An 18,717-nucleotide genomic window follows, 5' to 3' on the forward strand; every position below is an offset into this window, starting at 1 on the left:
AGCGAAGTCGAAGGAAGCGAAGTCGAAGAATTGAAATTTGGTTTTTTAGGAAATTGTAATTTTAATAAAAATGTCATGGGTAAAATAGGCGGATTTAAAGAATATAACAGAGCCGACGAAAGTAATATAGCAGTTGCAGAACGTGTTACGAACTACAACGAATTTACAATTCCGTTAGCAAAAGATAAAATAAAAGAACAAGGTTCGAGATGTATGGATTGTGGTATTCCTTTTTGCCACAGTTCCTGTCCGTTGGGGAATTTAATTCCTGATTTCAACGATATGGTACATCAGGAAGAATGGCAAAGTGCTTTAGAGATTTTACAGTCTACCAATAACTTTCCGGAATTCACAGGCCGCTTATGCCCTGCTCCATGTGAGAAATCATGTGTATTAGGAATCATCAAAGAGCCCGTTGCCATCGAAAACATCGAAAAAAACATCATCGAAAGAGGTTTTGCCGAAGGCTGGATCAAACCACAGGCCCCAAAAACCAGAACCGGAAAAACAGTTGCGGTTATTGGTTCAGGACCTGCAGGTCTTGCAGCGGCACAGCAATTAAACAGAGCTGGTCACACCGTTACCGTTTTTGAAAGAGACAACGCCATAGGAGGTTTATTACGTTACGGAATTCCAAATTTCAAATTAGAAAAAGTAATCATCGACAGACGTGTAGCAATCCTTGAAGCGGAAGGAATCACTTTTAAAACCAATGTAAATGTTGGCGTAAACTATAGCGTAGCCGAATTAAATTCTTTTGATTCTATCGTATTGTGCGGTGGCGCAACCGAAAGAAGAAGTTTACCAACTAAAGGTATCGAAAGCAAAGGCGTTGTTCAGGCTATGGATTTCTTAACACAGCAGACCAAAGTTTTGTTTGGAGAATCAATTCAAGATCAGGTTATGGCTACCGGTAAAGATGTAATCGTAATTGGCGGTGGAGACACTGGTTCAGATTGTATCGGAACTTCTAACAGGCATGGTGCAAAATCGGTAACCAACTTTGAGATTTTACCAAAACCTCCAGTTGGAAGAAGCGAAACAACTCCTTGGCCTTTTTGGCCGCTACAGTTAAAAACCTCATCTTCCCACGAAGAAGGCTGCGACAGGAACTGGTTGATCAATACCAAAGAATTCTTATCCAATGACAAAGGAGAACTGGTAGGATTAAAAACCATTGAAGTACAATGGAAAATGACTCCGGGTCAGCGTCCTGAATTAATCGAAAAAGAAGGTTCAGAGAAAATATGGCCATGCGATTTAGCTTTATTGGCTTTAGGATTTACAGGTCCTGAGAAAACTTTAAGCGAGCAATTAGGTCTGGAAATCGATATAAGAAACAACTATAAAGCCAAAAATTATCAGACGAATGTTCCACACATTTTCACTGCCGGTGATATGCGAAGAGGACAGTCCTTAATTGTATGGGCCATTTCAGAAGGCCGTGAAGCGGCAAGAGAAGTCGATTTGTTCTTGATGGGTTCGACCAATTTACCAACCAAAGGAAACGGAGATTTGCCTAGTTTGTAAGTCACAGACTCCTTAACCTTTGTAAAAATAAAAGCCCCTTTTTGATTTCAAAAAGGGGCTTTGTTATGAAATATTAAAATTACACTTCAAATTACTAAATTTAAAAATTATACTGAATTTGTAAAGTGGCACGTCTTCCCGGAGCATTCACAAAATCTTTATCTCTCGCTTGCCACCAGGCAATATTGGGAGCGTAATCTTTATTAAATAAGTTCTCCACTCCCAGCGCCAATCGGAATGATTTATTGATGAGATAAGAACTGCTTAAATTAAAGACCGTATATTTTTTTACCGGACCTTCGTTAAAACTATACAAGTTTGTGGTTGGATTTGGATCAAATCGGTCTCTTTTGAAGTTATGTAAAGAACTTAATTCAATATCTAAATTTTTCAACGGACGAATCTGAACATAAGTAGTAAGCTTTGGAGCCATTATTCGGGATCCGTTAATGTATTTTTCGTACGATCCGTTATTGTCATTATCGACCTTCCCTTCTATCCAGGCAAAAGCACCTCCAAAACTTAAAAACTCTATTGGATTAAAACCTACAACAGCCTCATATCCCCAGATGTTTTCGGGAGCACGCTGCATCGCAAAAGAACCATCGGCTGACTGAATTGATGTAGCCCCTAATTGTGATGTGCTCCAGAAACTGGTTACCTCATAGTTGAACCATTTTTTAATCGTTCCGGCTACACCCATTTCGTAATTGTTTACAATAATAGGATCCGTTGGTAATTTTGAGATCACACTTTCAGTAGACGTTCTTAAAATACGCCCTACCTCATTGATCGAAAAAGATTGAGAATAACTTGTAAAAACATTTACCTCCGGCATAATATTATATCGCAATCCGATGTTTCCAACGAGAGCATTGTAATCTAACTCACCTCCCTGAACAAAAATACTTTTGGTGTACGTATTGTTTTTAGCATTCAATACCGGCAATGTGTTGAAATCATCTGCTTTCACCTTAATATTTTCATATCGCGCACCTGCTTTTAAGGTAAATTTACCCCAGGCATCAAATTTAATCAATGCAAAAGGTGCAGTATTCAGCATTTTCATTTGAGGAGTCCAAAAACGACCGTCTTCTAATTTTTGAACCGTTTTGTCCTGAAGTAAATCCAAACCATAAATTACCTCTGCTTTGTAGGTGTCATTTGCAAAAAGACGGGAATCAAAATTAACGCGAAGCCCTTTCTTTTGCGAAGCCACATTCGATTGACCTCCGTTTAAAAACTGATCTCTGTCATACGAATAAACCGTTCTGAAATCCTGTGCATAAACATTAACATCCAAAGAAGTATTGTTCCAAATCTCCGAATTCGAATACGCTACTCTAAAATTATGGTTTCTCGGAGTTCCTTCAGGCGTTCCCAAACGTCCACCGGCGTCCACTCCAATCGTTGGGATTTCTCCCCATTTACCAATCTTAACATCCTGATCTAAGAATGACTTTGAAGCATAACCCATGTACGAGAACTCTAACCTTTGGGTATCAGTTAGTGCGTATCCTATTTTAAACAATCCATTGTAGGTGTTTAAGTTCGATAAACTGTAAAACGGCGAAAGGTTCACTCCGTTAGCATCTTTAGCAACACCTGATCTTTCCTGTGTAAAACCAACAGCGTAATCGAACTTTTTTAGTTTTCCTGCCAAAGAAAGTGAAGCTCTGTAACCAAATGATTCTGCAAAAGTTTTGGGTTGTGTGATCAAACCTAACTGTACCGAACCGCTAATTTTTTCTTCAGAATGGCTTTTCTTTGTAATATAATTGATGATCCCTCCATCGGCACCATTCCCATAAATTGAAGTTGCACCTTTAATAACTTCCACTCTTTCGATAGACGAAGGATCAATTACCTGAAGGTCTCTACCTCCATTTCGCAAAGGTGTAGACTGCGGTATTCCATCAATCATAACCAAAAACGGCCTTCCTCTTAAAGTCTGACCGAAATTTGAAGTTTGGTTACTCGCGGTCGCTAAACCCGGAACTGTATATTGCAAAATATTACCGATATTCGAATTTACCAAGGTCTGACTTTGGATTTTTTTAGCTCCAACAATCGTAATAGAAGAAACAACTTCTTTTATACTCTCTTTTTTTCGACTTGCAGTTACAATAATGTCATCTAAATTATTAGTCTGCAAACTGTCTTTTGATTTTTCCTGAGCAAACCCCACCGATGTTGTAAGGATAATCAAGCAAAATGTAATAATCTTTTTCATAAATAATCTCTAATAATGTAATTTTGGGGCAAATATAATTTTAATTCACTCTAAATAAGAATTAGAAACCATTAAAAGTTAAAAAAACTTTAAATGTTTATTTTATAACAATTTGTTACAATTTGTTATTTTTCAATTTAAAATTTGTCAATCGGCAAAAGAGTAATAAGTTTGCTGAAAATAGTTTACAGATGCAAGCAAAAGATTTACTGCAGTTAGCAGACCAATTTGGAAGTCCATTATATGTATATGATGCCGAAAAAATCCAATCTCAGTACAACAGGTTAACTAAAGCTTTCTCTAAGGTAGAAAACTTAAGAGTTAATTATGCCATGAAGGCATTGTCTAACGTTGCCATTCTTCAGCTATTAAAGAACATGGGGTCTGGCCTGGATACTGTATCTATTCAGGAAGTTCAATTAGGACTTCATGCCGGCTATGATCCTGACAAAATTTTCTTTACACCAAACGGAGTTTCTTTAGAAGAAATCGAAGAAGTAGCCGCAATGGGTGTACAGATCAATATCGACAATTTATCTATTTTAGAGCAATTCGGAACCAAACATCCTAATATACCGGTATGTATTCGTATCAATCCACACGTAATGGCGGGTGGAAATGCTAATATTTCTGTTGGACATATCGATAGTAAATTCGGAATCTCTGTTCACCAGATACCGCATATTTTACGAATTGTTGAAAATACAAAAATGCATATTGTCGGGATTCACATGCACACAGGATCAGATATTTTAGATATCGAAGTATTCTTGTATGCAGCTGAAATCTTATTTGATACGGCTAAACATTTCAAAGAATTACAATTCTTAGATTTCGGAAGCGGATTCAAAGTACCTTACAAAAAAGACGATATCGAAACGGATATTGAAGAATTAGGTAAAAAATTATCTAAAAGATTCAACTCTTTCTGCACAGAATACGGTAGAGATTTAACTTTGATTTTCGAGCCCGGAAAATTCCTGGTGAGCGAAGCTGGTTTCTTCTTAGCCAAAGTAAACGTAGTAAAACAAACCACTTCGACAGTTTTCGCAGGGGTTGACAGTGGTTTCAATCACTTAATCCGTCCGATGTTTTACGGTTCACAGCACCATATTGAAAACATCTCCAATCCAAAAGGAAAAGAGCGTTTTTACTCGGTAGTTGGTTACATCTGCGAAACGGATACTTTTGCCAACAACCGCAGAATTTCAGAGATTACAGAAGGTGACATCTTAGCGTTCAGAAATGCAGGAGCTTATTGTTTCTCGATGTCTTCGAACTACAATTCAAGATACAAACCAGCCGAAGTTTTATGGATGAACGGTCAGGGAATCCTGATTCGTGCTCACGAAACTTTCGAAGATTTACTTAAAAATCAAATCCCGTTGCCACAAGAAGTTGCTGCAACAGTTTAAAATAAAAAAAAAGAGAATATCTATTGTATCCCGTTTCTTCATTGAGGCGGGATTTTTTATTGGATTTTTAGACTTCTTAGATAGATTTATTTTTTCTTTTTTGGCTATACAGAGTTAAATCGAGGTATATCAAAGTTTTTATCTTTACCATTTTAATCCATAAAATATATTATCTGCATTTCCCTTATACAGTATTATTTTAAACAAATAACAAAGTACAAAATCCTTATTCTTATTTCCCACAGAAAAAAAAACAACTTTTTTACATGCTTTTTATTCCTATTAGAAATATTTTATTATATTTGCACTGTAGTTCTTTGAAATGTTTGTGTAGTGAACCCAAGAGCTTTTTTATAAAAGCTATTGAAGAGGGATTCCCCCTCCACCCATTATGGGTTATTCTAAAGGAAAGAGAACCGTTGAACCCAAAGCGCCTTTACGCGTATTGATGTTCGAACAGAAATCATCCCCTTAGAAAATTGCTTAAAACCAGATCCGCTGATATCAGAAAACCCTATTCGGCTAAACGTCAATTAGTTCAAACCCCTATTAACTTAATAGTTATTAGACAAAGACGCTATTAGAGAGGTTAGATTAGATATATGAGATTTTATTTTTTTTAAGCAGGAAAATTGAGAAGTGTTTTTAGGACAGTATCCTATATGGGTTCACATAGCTGATTAAGCAGGTAGCAATAGTGCTGCTCATATAATAGTAATACTTTACAAAGATGCAAAAACACAAACAAAGAGTTGATCAACTTCAAGAAGGAGTTAGGTCATTATTAACAAAGGACGGGTACACGTTCTCGGAAGAAGATAAAACTTTACTAGAAAATATTCTTTTAGAGTTAGAAAAGGCGTCAAAAAGCCCAAAGGGCATTAGTCCAAATCAGGCAATACAGACAATATCTTTACTCCTAAGATTTTTGAAATTCTTCGGAATTGACGATTTTACAGGATTATTCTAATTCCGCGCTTCTCATTTTTTTTTTAAAACTTTATTTTATTACTATGAATATAGGTAACGCCATTAAAAACTTAAGACAGCAGAAAGGTTTTAAACAAACCGATTTTGCTGTCAAATGTGGCTTATCACAGTCATATCTTTCTTCAATAGAAAAAGGAAAAAAAGAACCGACACTAAATATCTTAAAGCAAATTGCCAATGCGCTTTCTATACCAATGCCTGTTTTAGTCTTTTTTTCATTAGACCAAGATGATATTGCTGAATCTAAAAGAGAAGCATTTAAAATGCTTGAGCCATCTATTAAAGGTTTAATTAGCGATGTTTTTATTTCATAAATTTAAAAATTAATATGAAGACTCGAATCAAAGATTTAGCATATGCCTTAAAAGTTAACAAAAACGATTTGACTCAACTAGTAGCTGAATTAGATATTGAGGATAGTAAATTTTACAGAAATTGGGACGAACCTAAAACAGATGAAAAAGGATTGCCAAGATATGAAAATGGTATTGCTTTAACTAGACCTATTAACGCACCGATTAAAAAATTAAAGCATATACAATCATTGTTATTGCATAATGTACTATACAAACTTATTCTTCCCAAATATTTTTTTGGAGGATTAAAAAATAAAGATGCTGTATTAAATGCACGTCATCACCAGGGAAATAAATTCTTCTTCCTAACTGATTTAAAGGATTTTTATCCATCTGTTCATTTTTCAAGTGTAGAAAAAGCACTTCGAAAAGAAGGCTTTTATCCTGATGTAGCAAGATTAATTACTCGCATTTGTACAAAAGAAGGTGCTATTCCTCAAGGCTGTCCTACATCATCATTTTTAGCAGCATTAGTGGTTTATCATAGTTGTGGAGATATATTCGAAAAATATATCTCTCAAAGATTTAAACTATCCATCTATGTTGATGATATTACATTTTCAAATCCAATTGATTTCAAGGATAAGACTTTAAATATAATAGAAGAATTAAGAAGCAGGGGATTGAAAATAAATTTTTCAAAAACACATTACTGTACTCATAATCCTAAGGTTACTGGTATCCATATTAAAAACAATGGAATTTCTCCATTACCACATACATTTTCTTCCGCAATTGACCCAAATAAAACTGATGCTTCGAGAAAAGGCCATATGGATCGCATCAAATATGTAAAAAAAATAAGCAAACAAAAAGCAAATAATTGATTACCAATAATTTTTATAATAAAAAACTGCTAACGTGAACATCTTGCTCGTGAATACAAACCAAGTAAATCCAAAAGCAAAATTTTGATAGAATTAAGATGGAATTTGAAAATCAAACATTAAAATTCACAAGAAAAGCCCTATTTTTACTTAAGAAAAATTAAATACCTTTGAAGTATGAGCACAACAACAAAACCTAAACACATTGGCAGAAATATCAGCCGAATAAGAGAGCTTAAAGGTATGAAACAAGAAGCACTTGCGGTTGCAATTGGCGTAAGTCAGCAATCTGTTTCTAATTTAGAGGCGAGTGAAACGATTGAAGCCGCAAAACTTGCAGAAATTGCAAAAGTACTTGGTGTTACCGTTGAAGCTATTGAGAATTTTTCGGAAGAGAATGTTATCAATTACTTCAATACTTTTCACGAATCTGTTACTGGTAGCTTTATAACTAATAATTCTTGTAATTTCAATCCTCTTGATAAAGTGGTGGAGCTTTACGAGCGTTTGGTTCAGGCTGAAAAAGACAAAAATGAGTATTTAGAAAAATTATATAAAGGAAAATAATTACTCAAAAATATAAATTTCACAAAAGCACAAATATCAGTAGAGTTTGTGCTTTTTTTATAAACTAACCTATGAAAAAACTAACCTTTGTTTTATTTATGATTCTGCTTTCTTATTCAAGCAAAGTAGATGCACAAAATGCTCAAGCAATCTTTCTGGAAAACCTCGAATCATTTGAAAGATTATCTAAAAACGAAAATGAATCGATAAGTTTAAACATGGTTTACGAAGCTCGAAAGTTTTTGATAGATATAACCGGTATTACTTATAAAATGGAAAAACCATTTGATATGCCTGTATTTCCGCCTGATAAAACTATAAAAAAGTGGAGATCATGGTTTGAAAAAAATAAAGAACTTTTATATTATGACGAAAAAGAGAAAGAAGTTAAAGTAAGAAAAAAATAAAAAAACTATTTTAGTTTGATAAATTAAAACCCAAAAATCCATGAAAATTACGATTCCCCTGTCGGTATTATTTTTATTACTTACCACTACTTTATTCGGTCAGACATTTGCTGATTTAAAACTAAAACCAAAAGAAATTCCCAAAGGCTACACTTTAAACGATGGTAATATTTGTATTACTCCGCAAGCCTGTACTTTTTATAATGATATTGAAACCTACGCTAGCATTGTTGGAACCTTAAAAAGTAAATCGATTCAAAATTTTAAAAGCAAAACGGATCGTGGATCTGTAATGTATTTTGAATTTGAACACACTTTTAAGGGCGATCGATTCCTGCAAGGATTACTTTGGGGAAAAGACGGTCAGCCATCTGATGAGCATCCGGAAGAATATCTTGCAAAAGGAAAATTTTTGATCATTTGGAATTTTCATCCTAACAGTGCACTTAAAGAAAAATCAGAGACTAAGATCGAGGCGATTTTACAATAAGAAAGAACCAACAAATACAAAAATGAACAGACCAGGAGCCGTTGGAGCATTGCTTGATATCTACGAACAGGCAATTTTAGATCTTAAAAACGTTATTACAAGTATTCCTGATAATGTTTTGCCCCACATTATAGACGAAAAAGCAACAAACGAAGATTGCAAATCCATACAAGCTATTCTTTCGCACGTTATCAGCTCCGGTTATAGTTATGCTATCAGTATTCATAATCTGAAAGGCCACAATATGCAGCGTCCGGACAAAATTTTTCATCTCACCATTGTCGAATATCTGAATGATTTAACCAATGTCTTCCTCTTTACCGAAAATGTTTTCAGTAAAATTAAAGACGCTGAATTAGAACAATATGACGATTCCTTAAAAATAAAAACAGGCTGGGGACAATTGTACGACATCGAACAACTTACAGAACATGCCATTGTACATGTTCTTCGGCACAAACGACAAATTGAAAAAATAAAACACAGTCGATTGAAGTAAAATTTTCTATAACTTCGCTTACAGCAAAAATTCTATCAATCTGCAAAATGAAAAATAAGTCAAACCCCGTTGTTTATTTTGAAATCCCGGTAACCAACATCGAAAGAGCCATACAATTCTATTCGGCGGTTTTTGGTTTTGAATTTGAACGTGATCGCATTCATGATAATGAAATGGCATTCTTTCCGCTAATCGAAGGCAACAATGGTATTTCGGGAGCTTTAGCCCAAGGTGAAATATACAAGCCTACGATAGATGGAACTCTTGTTTATTTGAATACCGAAGATATCGAAGAAACCATAAATTTGGCCGTAAAAAATGGTGCTGAGATTTTATTTCCGATAACCTCAAATGGTGAATTTGGCTGGGTAGCTGAATTTAAAGACTGTGAAGGAAACAGAATTGCGTTGCACATGAGCCAAAAGGAATAATTTAAAATTGAGAACAAATCTAAATCTATAAAACCTCTTTTCCGTTTTATTTAAAAAACATCAAAATGAAAATTCAAACACGAACTCTTTTTTATGCAATCCTTTTCTTCTTATATCTTACCGCAACTTCTCCTTTACTGCAGTTGGGGGAAAAATTAGGAACAGATCCCTACATTACTTTGGGCTGTGGTTTTGCTATTTTGAACATTATTTATTCTTTCTTAGGTTTAAAGTGGAAACCAGTACTAAATGTGATCTGCTCTGTTGCAATTGCCGCTTTATCTCTATTTTTGGCTGTACAGTTCGCTAACTTACATCTGCTGACCAAATACGATCCTTATTTAGTTAAAACCGCCATATTCACCAATGCTATTCTATCAATCCTTTTTTGGGAAATTGTATATCAGGTGAAAATTAGGAAATAATAAAATTCTAAATACAACCCGTTTACAATAAAGTTTCCAATCATTTATATTTTGATAATTTCAAATCTTACCAAAAAAGTCTCACTCAAAAACATGAAATTTAAAATTCTACTTCTTTCTGCCTTTGTTTTTATCTCTTGTAAAAAAGAATCCAAAACCGAGGTCACAACAATTTCAACTCCAGCAAAAAACAGTGTTGAAACCACTGAGAAAAAAGAAACACAAAATAGCTCAGATACCATTGTGATTTCGACCAAACACAAAACAAATAAAATCGTATGCGATCTGGACGGTGACGGAAAAAATGAAACGGTTGAAATTGTAAGAAGTACAAAAAGTGATAAAAGCGGTTTACGAATCATTTTCGGAAACGGAAACCGAACAGATTATTTCGGAATGGGAAATACTATTCTCTATCAGGGTTTTGAAGAAATCGACTGGGCGGGAATATTTGAAAAAGCCCCAAAAGGGGAAGTTGTCTGGAACAATGTAAACGATCAGGGAGAAATCTTGGGCGATGACGAAATAAAAGAAGAAGATAAAATCAAACTCCCAAATGATGGTATCTTTATTCATGCCGAAGAAAGCTGCGGAGGCGGCATTATCTATCTTAAAGATGGAAAATACGAGTGGATTCAGCAGGAATAAATCTGAAATAAAACAGTTTACAAAAACTTCACCTTCTTAAATTAAAATCACAACTTCTAGTTTATCTAAAAACAGATATCTTTGCTCCTTTAAAATCAATTGGTCTTTAGAATGAAAAAAATTACAATCCTGTTTTCAATATTATTTTTAGCACTGTCGTCTTGTGGTGTAAAAACTACTCAATCCATGCTAAGCGATGGAAATTACGATGGAGCTATAGACCGCGCTGTTGAAGCTTTAAGAACCAAAAAAGATTCTAAAGGAAAACAAGATTACGTGTATTTGCTGGAAGAGGCGTTTGCAAAAGCCAAAGACAGAGATTTACGTAGCCTGGAATTAATGATCAAAGAAGCAAATCCGGTAAATGCCGAACGCACTTACAATACCTACATGCAGTTGAACAATCGCCAGGAAAAAATCAGGCCTTTATTGCCTCTTCAACTGTTGAAACAAGGAAGAACTGCCACATTCCAGTTTGATAATTATACCAATCAGATCATAAGCAGTAAAATTGCATTGACGAGATATTTATATGAAAATGCTTCTGCCCTTTTAAAATCCAATAACAAACTGGATTTTAGAAAAGCCTACGATGATTTTTCTTATTTGGAAAGCATTAGCCCAAACTACAAAAACACTAAAAAACTGATGGAAGATGCACAGTTTAAAGGAACAGATTTTGTGGATGTTTATGCTAAAAACGAAACCAATATGGTCATTCCAAAACCGCTCCAGGATGACTTACTCGATTTTAAAACCTACGGACTAAACGATAAATGGACGGTTTATCACAGTCTTAGACAAAAAGGCATCGTTTACGATTATAGCCTGATTGTAAACTTCGTGCAGATCAATATTTCGCCAGAGCAAATCAAAGAGAAGGAATTCATTAAAGAAAGACAGATAAAAGACGGTGTCAAAACGCTTCTCGACAGCAGAGGAAGACCGGTTAAAGACAGTCTGGGCAGAGAAATAAAAGTAGACAATTACAGAATGCTCCGTGCAAACGTATACGAATTCAGACAATTTAAATCCTGCCAGATCACAGCAAAAGTGGACTATGTTGATTTAAAAACCAATCAGTTACTACAATCTTTTCCGGTAAGCAGTGAGTTTATTTTTGAGAATATTTACTCTACTTACAAAGGAGACAGAAGTGCGTGTGAAGACAATTATATCAGTTATTTCAACAAACGAGCTGTACCATTTCCAAACAATGAACAAATGGTTTTTGACACAGGAGAAGACTTAAAAGAGAGATTAAAAGATATTATTGTCAGAAACAAATTCAGGAGATAAATCTAACGCTTTATTAAAAGCGGTAGAGTCCGGCTGATAAACATATTGAACTATAAACCTCATTTCAAATGAAAAAGATAACCCTTCTATTTTTAGTATCATTTTGTTTCACAGGCTGTGTTACACAATCTCAAACGGCCAAAACCTCTACCGCAATGACAAACCAGCAGCAATATCCAAAAGCACTAGTCGATTACGATGATTTTAAAAACCTCGTTACCGAAGTCGAAAAAGCAAGAGCAAATCGTCTAGTGAGTCTCGATCTTTTTCTTAAAATGAGTCATGAAGAGAATACTGTTATTTTGGACACACGCTCTGATTTTCGTTACAACCGAAAACATTTAAAAGGGGCTATTCATCTCGATTTTACCGATTTTACGCAAGAAAATCTTCATCAATTAATTCCTGATCCTAACACCAGAATACTGATTTACTGCAATAACAATTTTAATGGTGACCCGATAGATTTCGCTTCAAAAATGGCTCTTCCTAAAAGTGCTCCCGAGTCTCAGATTTTAGCCAACAGAAAACCTGTTATGCTGGCTTTAAACATTCCTACACATATTAACCTTTATGGGTACGGCTATAAAAACATCTACGAACTTGACGAATTGGTTCACGTAAATGACAACAGAATAAAGTTTGAAGGAACGGAAGTGAAGTAACTTTTATTAAATAATCAAATTCTTTTTTAAAAACTTTCTCTACCTTTACGAACCAAAAATTCCCAAAACACATTAGTCTCCCTTATTTCAACACACAGATTTACAATCTCAAAGTAGTTCCTATGCTTTTTTTGAGCAATAATCAGAGAACTTACGGTTTCACGTATTATAATGCCGATTTCATAGCTTACTTTTGCCATCAAAAAAAATGTAGCTACATCCTTAATCAATATTTATCTAAACAAGATTCCTAACTGCCATTTAAAAAATTTAATTCTACTAAAAACCAATAATAAATAATAGCCTAAATTTTAATGAAAAAACAAATTTTATTTCTTGTGCTTGTCTTTATATTAACCCTGAACAGCTACTCTCAAATAGCTTTTGAAAACGGTTACTTCATCAATCAAAACAATCAGAAGATAAATTGCTTAATTGAAAACCTGGATTGGAAAAGTACTCCTACCAATTTTAGATATCAATTACCTGAAAGTAAAGACATTCTTATTGCAGACCTAAAAATTGTAAAAGAATTTGCAATCACTGGACAAAGTAAATACATCAAAACTTTAGTAAAAATAGACCGTTCCTCAAAACACATCGAAAATATGAGTACGGATAAAAACCCTGTTTTTAAAGAAGAAACTTTATTCCTGAAAGTACTTGTTGAAGGAAAAGCATCTCTCTATTCTTATGGAGAAGGAGGCTCGAGCCGTTTCTTTTATAAAATGGATAATACAGAAATAAAACAGTTGGTGTACAAAACTTATCTGGTAAATGATAACTCTTCGATAGCAAAAAATAATTACTTCAGAGAACAACTTTTTATTGATCTAAAATGCGATAATATCCTTCAGAGAGAATACGAAAATCTGGATTACACTTACAAGCAGCTATTCAAATTTTTCATCAAATATAACAAGTGCAGTGATACTCACTTTGTCGAATTTGAAACAAAAGAAAAAAAGGATTTGTTTAATTTGACCATAAGACCAAGATTAAATAGCAGTTCTTTATCAATTAACAATTCGAATATAGATTTTTACAATGTTAAATTTGGTTCTAAGACAAGTCTTAGTCTGGGTGTCGAAGCAGAGTTTATTTTACCTTTTAATAAAAATAAATGGGCCATAATTGTAGAACCCTCATACCAGTACTATAGTGGAGAAAAGTCAAAATCAACTTCGAATTTGGTAGGTTCCGAAGTAAACGCAAAAGTAGATTATAAATCAATAGAGCTGCCTATAGGAATCAGACATTACTTCTTTCTTAATAATGATTTTAAAATCTTTGCGAATGCTTCATTATCATTACTATTTGATTTTGGCCTAAACTCAAAAATAGAATTCACCAGAAAAGATGGATCGAAAATTAATACTTTGGATGTTAAATCCGGAAATAGTGCAGTATTAGGAATTGGCGGAAAATTACGCGACAAGTACAGTCTAGAATTAAGATACCAACTTGGCAGAACTATTCTAAAAGATTACATTGGCTGGGACTCTTCATTCACTACTGCATCTATCATACTAGGTTATTCCTTTTTCTAAAATAATTCAATAACATTAAACACTTAACGAATCCCTTTCATTGTTTGATGAAAGGGATTTATTTTATAGACGATTTTTGAGTTTTTTTCGTCTTAATTAAGATTTTAGAATGTCAAAAATTTGTATTTTAGTTCTATATAATTTACCTGTTTCACATCATAATATTTTACCCCATTGCTACTAAATATCACAAAAATGAACAAATTATTTTCCCTTGTCTTTTTATTCCTTTCTACCACTTTTATCTTTTGCCAAACCAATAAAACTAAACCAAAAGAAATCGCAAAGCCATTTGTATTAGGAGTTATTGATGAAATTCAATCGAAGGAATTAGGAGAAAAAAGGATTCTGAATATTTACCTTCCGGAAGGTTACAAAGCCGAAGAGGCAACAAAATATCCCGTAATTTATTTATTAGACGGTTCGGCTGATGAAGATTTTATTCATATCGCCGGTCTGGTGCAATTTAATAGTTTCGAATGGATCAATCAGGTTCCTAAATCAATTGTTGTGGGAATTGCCACCGTCGACAGAAGAAGAGATTTTACATTCCCGACAACTATCGAAAAAGATCAAAAAAGGTTTCCAACTTCCGGTCATTCTGATAAATTCATTGCTTTTATTGAAAAAGAATTACAACCTTTTATCGAAAAAAAATACAAAGCCAACAACTCAAAAACCCTTATGGGGCAATCATTGGGAGGATTACTGGGAACTGAAATTCTACTAACAAAACCAACGCTTTTTAATAAATATGTTATTGTAAGCCCAAGCATTTGGTGGAATAATGGTTCCATACTAAATCTCGACAGCGCCATTTTTCAGGAAAATTTCAGTCCGCAGACAGACATTTACATTGCAGTTGGTAAAGAAGGACTTACGCCAACAGAAATTCCAAGAGTTATGGAAGTCGATGCTAATTTACTAACTGAAAAAATTAAAGCTTCAAAAAGCAAAAACATAAGAGTATATTTTGATTATTTCCCGCTCGAAAATCACGGTACGATTCTGCACCCGGCAGCATCGAATTCATTTCGTTTTTTCTATCCTATAAAAGAGAAAGAATAAAAACCGAATATAGTACGATCCCAAAAAATTATTTTTAAAATAATGACAAATAAAGAAGACCATAAACTAGATAATCCAGTTTGGTATGCATTATCCGAAAACCATTCCGAATTAGCCCTTGATTATGCTGGTACTAAATTTTATAATCCGGATTATTGTCCGTTTGGAAGTTTTATAGTATCGGAAAGTACTTTAACGGCCATAAAACAATATGAGTTGTTAACGGATTCTTTTTTTATAGTGGGTGAAAAACCTGAAATAGACGATTCTTTAACAATCATCAAAGAATTGATTTGTCTGCAAATGGTTATTCAGGACAAAATCCAACTTCCGATTGGTACTGAAATTCTCAAACTTACCGAAAATCATAATGCCGAATTATTACAACTGGTTAATTTGGTACAGCCGGGATATTTTAAAACCCAAACTCCTTTATTAGGGAATTATTATGGGATATTTAAAGAAGCCCAATTGATAGCTGTCGCAGGTGAACGTATGAAAATGAATGACTTTACAGAAGTGAGTGCTATTATCACGCATCCCGATCACACCGGAAAAGGTTATGCCAAACAATTGATTTCGCATGTTGTCAATAGCATCTTAGACGAAAGTAAAACTCCTTTTTTACATGTTGTCGAAAATAATGTTGGTGCCATTAGCTTATATGAAAAACTAGGTTTTGTAACGAGACGGAAAATCAGCTTTTGGAATGTTTCTAAAAAACAGTAACTTTATCTTGCACCTAAAATAGTCGTTCCAAAAGCACTTTTAACATCATAACCTTTAAGACATGACAGCAAATAAACAAACCGTAACCGAATATATGGAAGCTTTTAGAGTAAGCGATCATAAACGGATTTTAGATTGCCTTACGGATGATGTGATTTGGGAAATGCCCGGAATTTATCAGCATGTAGGGAAAGAAGCTTTTGACAAAGAAATTGAAAACGACAATTTTACAGGCAGTCCCACGATTCAAATCATAAAACTAATTGAAGAAAATGACATTGTTATTGCTGAAGGTGCCGTACAGGGAAATATGAAAAACGGAAATAGATTAGATGCCGTATTTTGTGATGTTTTTGAAATGGAAAAAGGCAAAATTAAAAAACTCACCTCCTACCTAATGTCAAAAAACTCAAGTTTAAAATTCGAATAAATTTACAACTCATTCTCTCTCAGTTTTGTCATTCCGAATCTGAGATAATCATCCCAGCCAGCCGTCGCGATCCAAACTTCTGTATTGAATGGCTTCGGCAATATGTGACGAAATAATATTTTGGGAATGATCTAAATCACTGATTGTTCGGGCGACTTTCAGGATTCTGTCGTAAGCTCTCGCAGACAGATTCAATCGTTCCATAGCGGTTTTCAGCAATTCTTTTGACGGATCGTCAAGAATACAAAACTCCCGAATAAGTTTGCTGCTCATTTGTGCATTGTAATGTACATTGTCAATTGTTTCGAAACGTTTAGTCTGAATTTCTCTTGCGGCGGTAACGCGTTTGCGGATTTCAACACTACTCTCGGCTTTTCGATCATCGGCCAGTTTTTCAAAAGGAACTGGTGTGACTTCGATATGAATGTCAATCCGGTCTAAAAGCGGACCCGAAATTTTGCTCATATAACGCTGCATCTCGTGTGGTGAAGAAGTATTAGGCATACTCGGATCATTAAAAAAACCACTCGGACTTGGATTCATACTCGCCACAAGCATAAACGACGAAGGGTAAGTTACTGTAAATTTAGCCCTTGAAATGGTAACTTCGCGATCTTCCAGAGGCTGGCGCATCACTTCAAGAACATCGCGCTTGAACTCCGGTAATTCGTCTAAAAACAAAACACCATTATGAGCCATCGAAATTTCTCCGGGCTGAGGATAACTTCCTCCTCCAACCAAGGCAACATTAGAAATGGTATGATGAGGACTTCTAAAAGGTCTCTGATTCATTAACCCTACCTCTTTTAATTTTCCGGCAACACTATGAATTTTAGTCGTTTCAAGAGCTTCACGCAAAGTCATTGGCGGTAAAATACTCGGAACACGTTTAGCCAACATCGTTTTCCCCGCTCCGGGCGGACCAATTAAAATAATATTATGACCTCCGGCAGCCGCAATTTCCATACAACGTTTTATGCTTTCCTGTCCGCGTACATCTGAAAAGTCAAATTCCGGAAAATCTAAACTTTTATAAAATTCAGCTCTGGTATCAATACTCGTAGGCTCAAGCGTTCCTTTCCCATTAAAAAAATCAATAACATCCTGAAGATTCTGAACTCCATAAACGTCTAATCCGGTCACTATAGCGGCTTCTTTCACATTCTGAATAGGCAGGAAGAAACCTTTATAACCTTCTTCCTTTGCTTTGATTGCGATTGGCAATGCTCCCCGAATAGGCTGTAAACTACCGTCTAAAGAAAGCTCTCCCATGATAATATATTTTTCAATCTCCGGCGCTTTTACCTGATCTGAAGCAACCAAAATCCCCATCGCCAAAGTTAAATCGTATGCGGAACCTTCCTTTCGCAAATCAGCCGGTGCCATATTAATTGTTATTTTCTTACCGGGAAAATTTAGTCCATTATTCTTCAGAGCAGCGGCAATTCGATAACTGCTTTCCTTTATGGCATTATCCGGCAATCCCACTAAATGATAACCAATCCCATTATCCATATGAACTTCGACTGTAATCGTTGTTGCTTCTACTCCAAAAACGGCACTTCCATAAACTTTTACTAACATAATTATACTTTCATTAATTCTTTTTTAAAGCTAATGAAAAAATAATTAAATGTAAATATTTTACTACATAATATTAATGATGCCTAAATTCATTTTAAAGTATATTAAATCATCATGAAGAAAACCTAACTCATAAACGCAACAAGAAAAGTTAGTGGGCATAGCTACTCTATAAACGCACGAATTACGAATCTTTACTCTTGGATTTTGGTTTTTGCACAGTTTTAATTTCTTTATGAAACTGTTTCATTATTTTACATAATTTTATACATTAATATTATCAACCCTTAAAAAGTCAAGGATTAAATTAAGCAATAAAAATGACAACATTAGAAGAACTTGAACACTTATTAGAGGAAGAAAAGAGAAACTTAACTTCAATAACTGCTTTACAAAATTGGAATGCAAACAAGAATTTATTAATTGAATCTCAAAACCGTATAGCTCGTATAGAAAGTGATATTAAATTTATAGAAGATATGAGGAATGGCAGATATTCCTAATAAATATTTTCATCAGATTTTATCATAAAATCTTAAATTAGCGTTATAAATAAAAATCCGAAACATTATGA

Annotated in this window: 20 protein-coding genes; 18 read left to right on the forward strand and 2 right to left on the reverse strand. The window is 34.5% G+C overall.

Features of this window, described 5'->3' with window-relative positions:
- Window positions 1-75 precede the first annotated feature (75 nt).
- On the forward strand, window positions 76-1,530 hold the full coding sequence (locus tag B0A80_RS15295) for a glutamate synthase subunit beta (protein ID WP_089077807.1): 1,455 nt from the start codon (window positions 76-78) through the stop codon (window positions 1,528-1,530).
- A 100-nt stretch (window positions 1,531-1,630) separates the two neighbouring features.
- Here B0A80_RS15295 and B0A80_RS15300 read toward each other — a convergent pair whose 3' ends face one another.
- Window positions 1,631-3,763: a TonB-dependent receptor gene (locus B0A80_RS15300; protein WP_089077808.1), complete on the reverse strand. Its 2,133-nt coding sequence runs from the start codon at window positions 3,761-3,763 to the stop codon at window positions 1,631-1,633.
- A gap of 122 nt (window positions 3,764-3,885) precedes the next feature.
- Here B0A80_RS15300 and lysA point away from each other — a divergent pair, with 122 nt between their 5' ends.
- The 16 genes from lysA to B0A80_RS15390 all read left to right on the forward strand — a co-directional run bounded on the left by lysA (window position 3,886) and on the right by B0A80_RS15390 (window position 16,559).
- A complete protein-coding gene (gene lysA, locus B0A80_RS15305; RefSeq protein WP_255567764.1) occupies window positions 3,886-5,178 on the forward strand; it encodes a diaminopimelate decarboxylase in 1,293 nt (430 codons plus the stop codon).
- Window positions 5,179-6,191: 1,013 nt separating this feature from the next.
- Window positions 6,192-6,482 (forward strand): helix-turn-helix domain-containing protein, encoded by a 291-nt coding sequence (locus B0A80_RS15315; protein WP_124020575.1) that lies wholly within the window; start codon window positions 6,192-6,194, stop codon window positions 6,480-6,482.
- Between the two features lie 14 nt (window positions 6,483-6,496).
- Window positions 6,497-7,351, forward strand: coding sequence for a reverse transcriptase family protein (locus B0A80_RS15320; protein WP_089077812.1), 855 nt, complete (start codon window positions 6,497-6,499; stop codon window positions 7,349-7,351).
- Window positions 7,352-7,528: 177 nt separating this feature from the next.
- Window positions 7,529-7,918: a helix-turn-helix domain-containing protein gene (locus B0A80_RS15325; protein WP_089077813.1), complete on the forward strand. Its 390-nt coding sequence runs from the start codon at window positions 7,529-7,531 to the stop codon at window positions 7,916-7,918.
- A gap of 71 nt (window positions 7,919-7,989) precedes the next feature.
- Window positions 7,990-8,325 carry a hypothetical protein gene (locus B0A80_RS15330; RefSeq protein WP_089077814.1) on the forward strand — a complete coding sequence of 112 codons (336 nt, stop codon included), beginning with the start codon at window positions 7,990-7,992 and terminating at the stop codon, window positions 8,323-8,325.
- A 40-nt stretch (window positions 8,326-8,365) separates the two neighbouring features.
- Window positions 8,366-8,815: a hypothetical protein gene (locus B0A80_RS15335; protein ID WP_089077815.1), complete on the forward strand. Its 450-nt coding sequence runs from the start codon at window positions 8,366-8,368 to the stop codon at window positions 8,813-8,815.
- Window positions 8,816-8,837: 22 nt separating this feature from the next.
- Window positions 8,838-9,314, forward strand: coding sequence for a damage-inducible protein DinB (locus B0A80_RS15340; protein WP_089077816.1), 477 nt, complete (start codon window positions 8,838-8,840; stop codon window positions 9,312-9,314).
- 47 nt (window positions 9,315-9,361) lie between these two features.
- Entirely contained in the window at window positions 9,362-9,745 is a 384-nt protein-coding gene (locus B0A80_RS15345) for a VOC family protein (protein WP_089077817.1), read from the forward strand.
- Window positions 9,746-9,810: 65 nt separating this feature from the next.
- Window positions 9,811-10,170, forward strand: coding sequence for a hypothetical protein (locus B0A80_RS15350; RefSeq protein WP_089077818.1), 360 nt, complete (start codon window positions 9,811-9,813; stop codon window positions 10,168-10,170).
- A 93-nt stretch (window positions 10,171-10,263) separates the two neighbouring features.
- The gene (locus B0A80_RS15355) at window positions 10,264-10,818 is read left to right on the forward strand and encodes a hypothetical protein (protein WP_089077819.1); all 555 of its coding nucleotides are present in this window, start codon (window positions 10,264-10,266) and stop codon (window positions 10,816-10,818) included.
- 111 nt (window positions 10,819-10,929) lie between these two features.
- Window positions 10,930-12,117, forward strand: a complete 1,188-nt coding sequence (locus tag B0A80_RS15360) for a hypothetical protein (protein ID WP_070907051.1) — start codon at window positions 10,930-10,932, stop codon at window positions 12,115-12,117.
- A gap of 68 nt (window positions 12,118-12,185) precedes the next feature.
- The gene (locus B0A80_RS15365; protein WP_089077820.1) at window positions 12,186-12,782 is read left to right on the forward strand and encodes a rhodanese-like domain-containing protein; all 597 of its coding nucleotides are present in this window, start codon (window positions 12,186-12,188) and stop codon (window positions 12,780-12,782) included.
- Window positions 12,783-13,096: 314 nt separating this feature from the next.
- Window positions 13,097-14,332, forward strand: coding sequence for an outer membrane beta-barrel protein (locus B0A80_RS15375; RefSeq protein WP_089077822.1), 1,236 nt, complete (start codon window positions 13,097-13,099; stop codon window positions 14,330-14,332).
- A 195-nt stretch (window positions 14,333-14,527) separates the two neighbouring features.
- On the forward strand, window positions 14,528-15,400 hold the full coding sequence (locus B0A80_RS15380) for an alpha/beta hydrolase (protein ID WP_089077823.1): 873 nt from the start codon (window positions 14,528-14,530) through the stop codon (window positions 15,398-15,400).
- Window positions 15,401-15,442: 42 nt separating this feature from the next.
- A complete protein-coding gene (locus tag B0A80_RS15385) occupies window positions 15,443-16,129 on the forward strand; it encodes a GNAT family N-acetyltransferase (RefSeq protein ID WP_089077824.1) in 687 nt (228 codons plus the stop codon).
- 61 nt (window positions 16,130-16,190) lie between these two features.
- Complete coding sequence (locus B0A80_RS15390) at window positions 16,191-16,559, forward strand: nuclear transport factor 2 family protein (RefSeq protein WP_089077825.1); 369 nt, start codon at window positions 16,191-16,193, stop codon at window positions 16,557-16,559.
- A gap of 48 nt (window positions 16,560-16,607) precedes the next feature.
- Here B0A80_RS15390 and B0A80_RS15395 read toward each other — a convergent pair whose 3' ends face one another.
- A complete protein-coding gene (locus tag B0A80_RS15395) occupies window positions 16,608-18,143 on the reverse strand; it encodes a YifB family Mg chelatase-like AAA ATPase (RefSeq protein WP_089077826.1) in 1,536 nt (511 codons plus the stop codon).
- Between the two features lie 320 nt (window positions 18,144-18,463).
- On the opposite strand from B0A80_RS15395, the gene B0A80_RS15400 reads away from it, so the two are divergent.
- Window positions 18,464-18,646 (forward strand): hypothetical protein, encoded by a 183-nt coding sequence (locus tag B0A80_RS15400; protein WP_089077827.1) that lies wholly within the window; start codon window positions 18,464-18,466, stop codon window positions 18,644-18,646.
- The last annotated feature ends 71 nt before the right edge of the window (window positions 18,647-18,717 follow it).

Origin of the sequence: Flavobacterium tructae (genome assembly GCF_002217475.1) — a bacterium.
Classification (GTDB): Bacteria; Bacteroidota; Bacteroidia; order Flavobacteriales; family Flavobacteriaceae; genus Flavobacterium; species Flavobacterium tructae.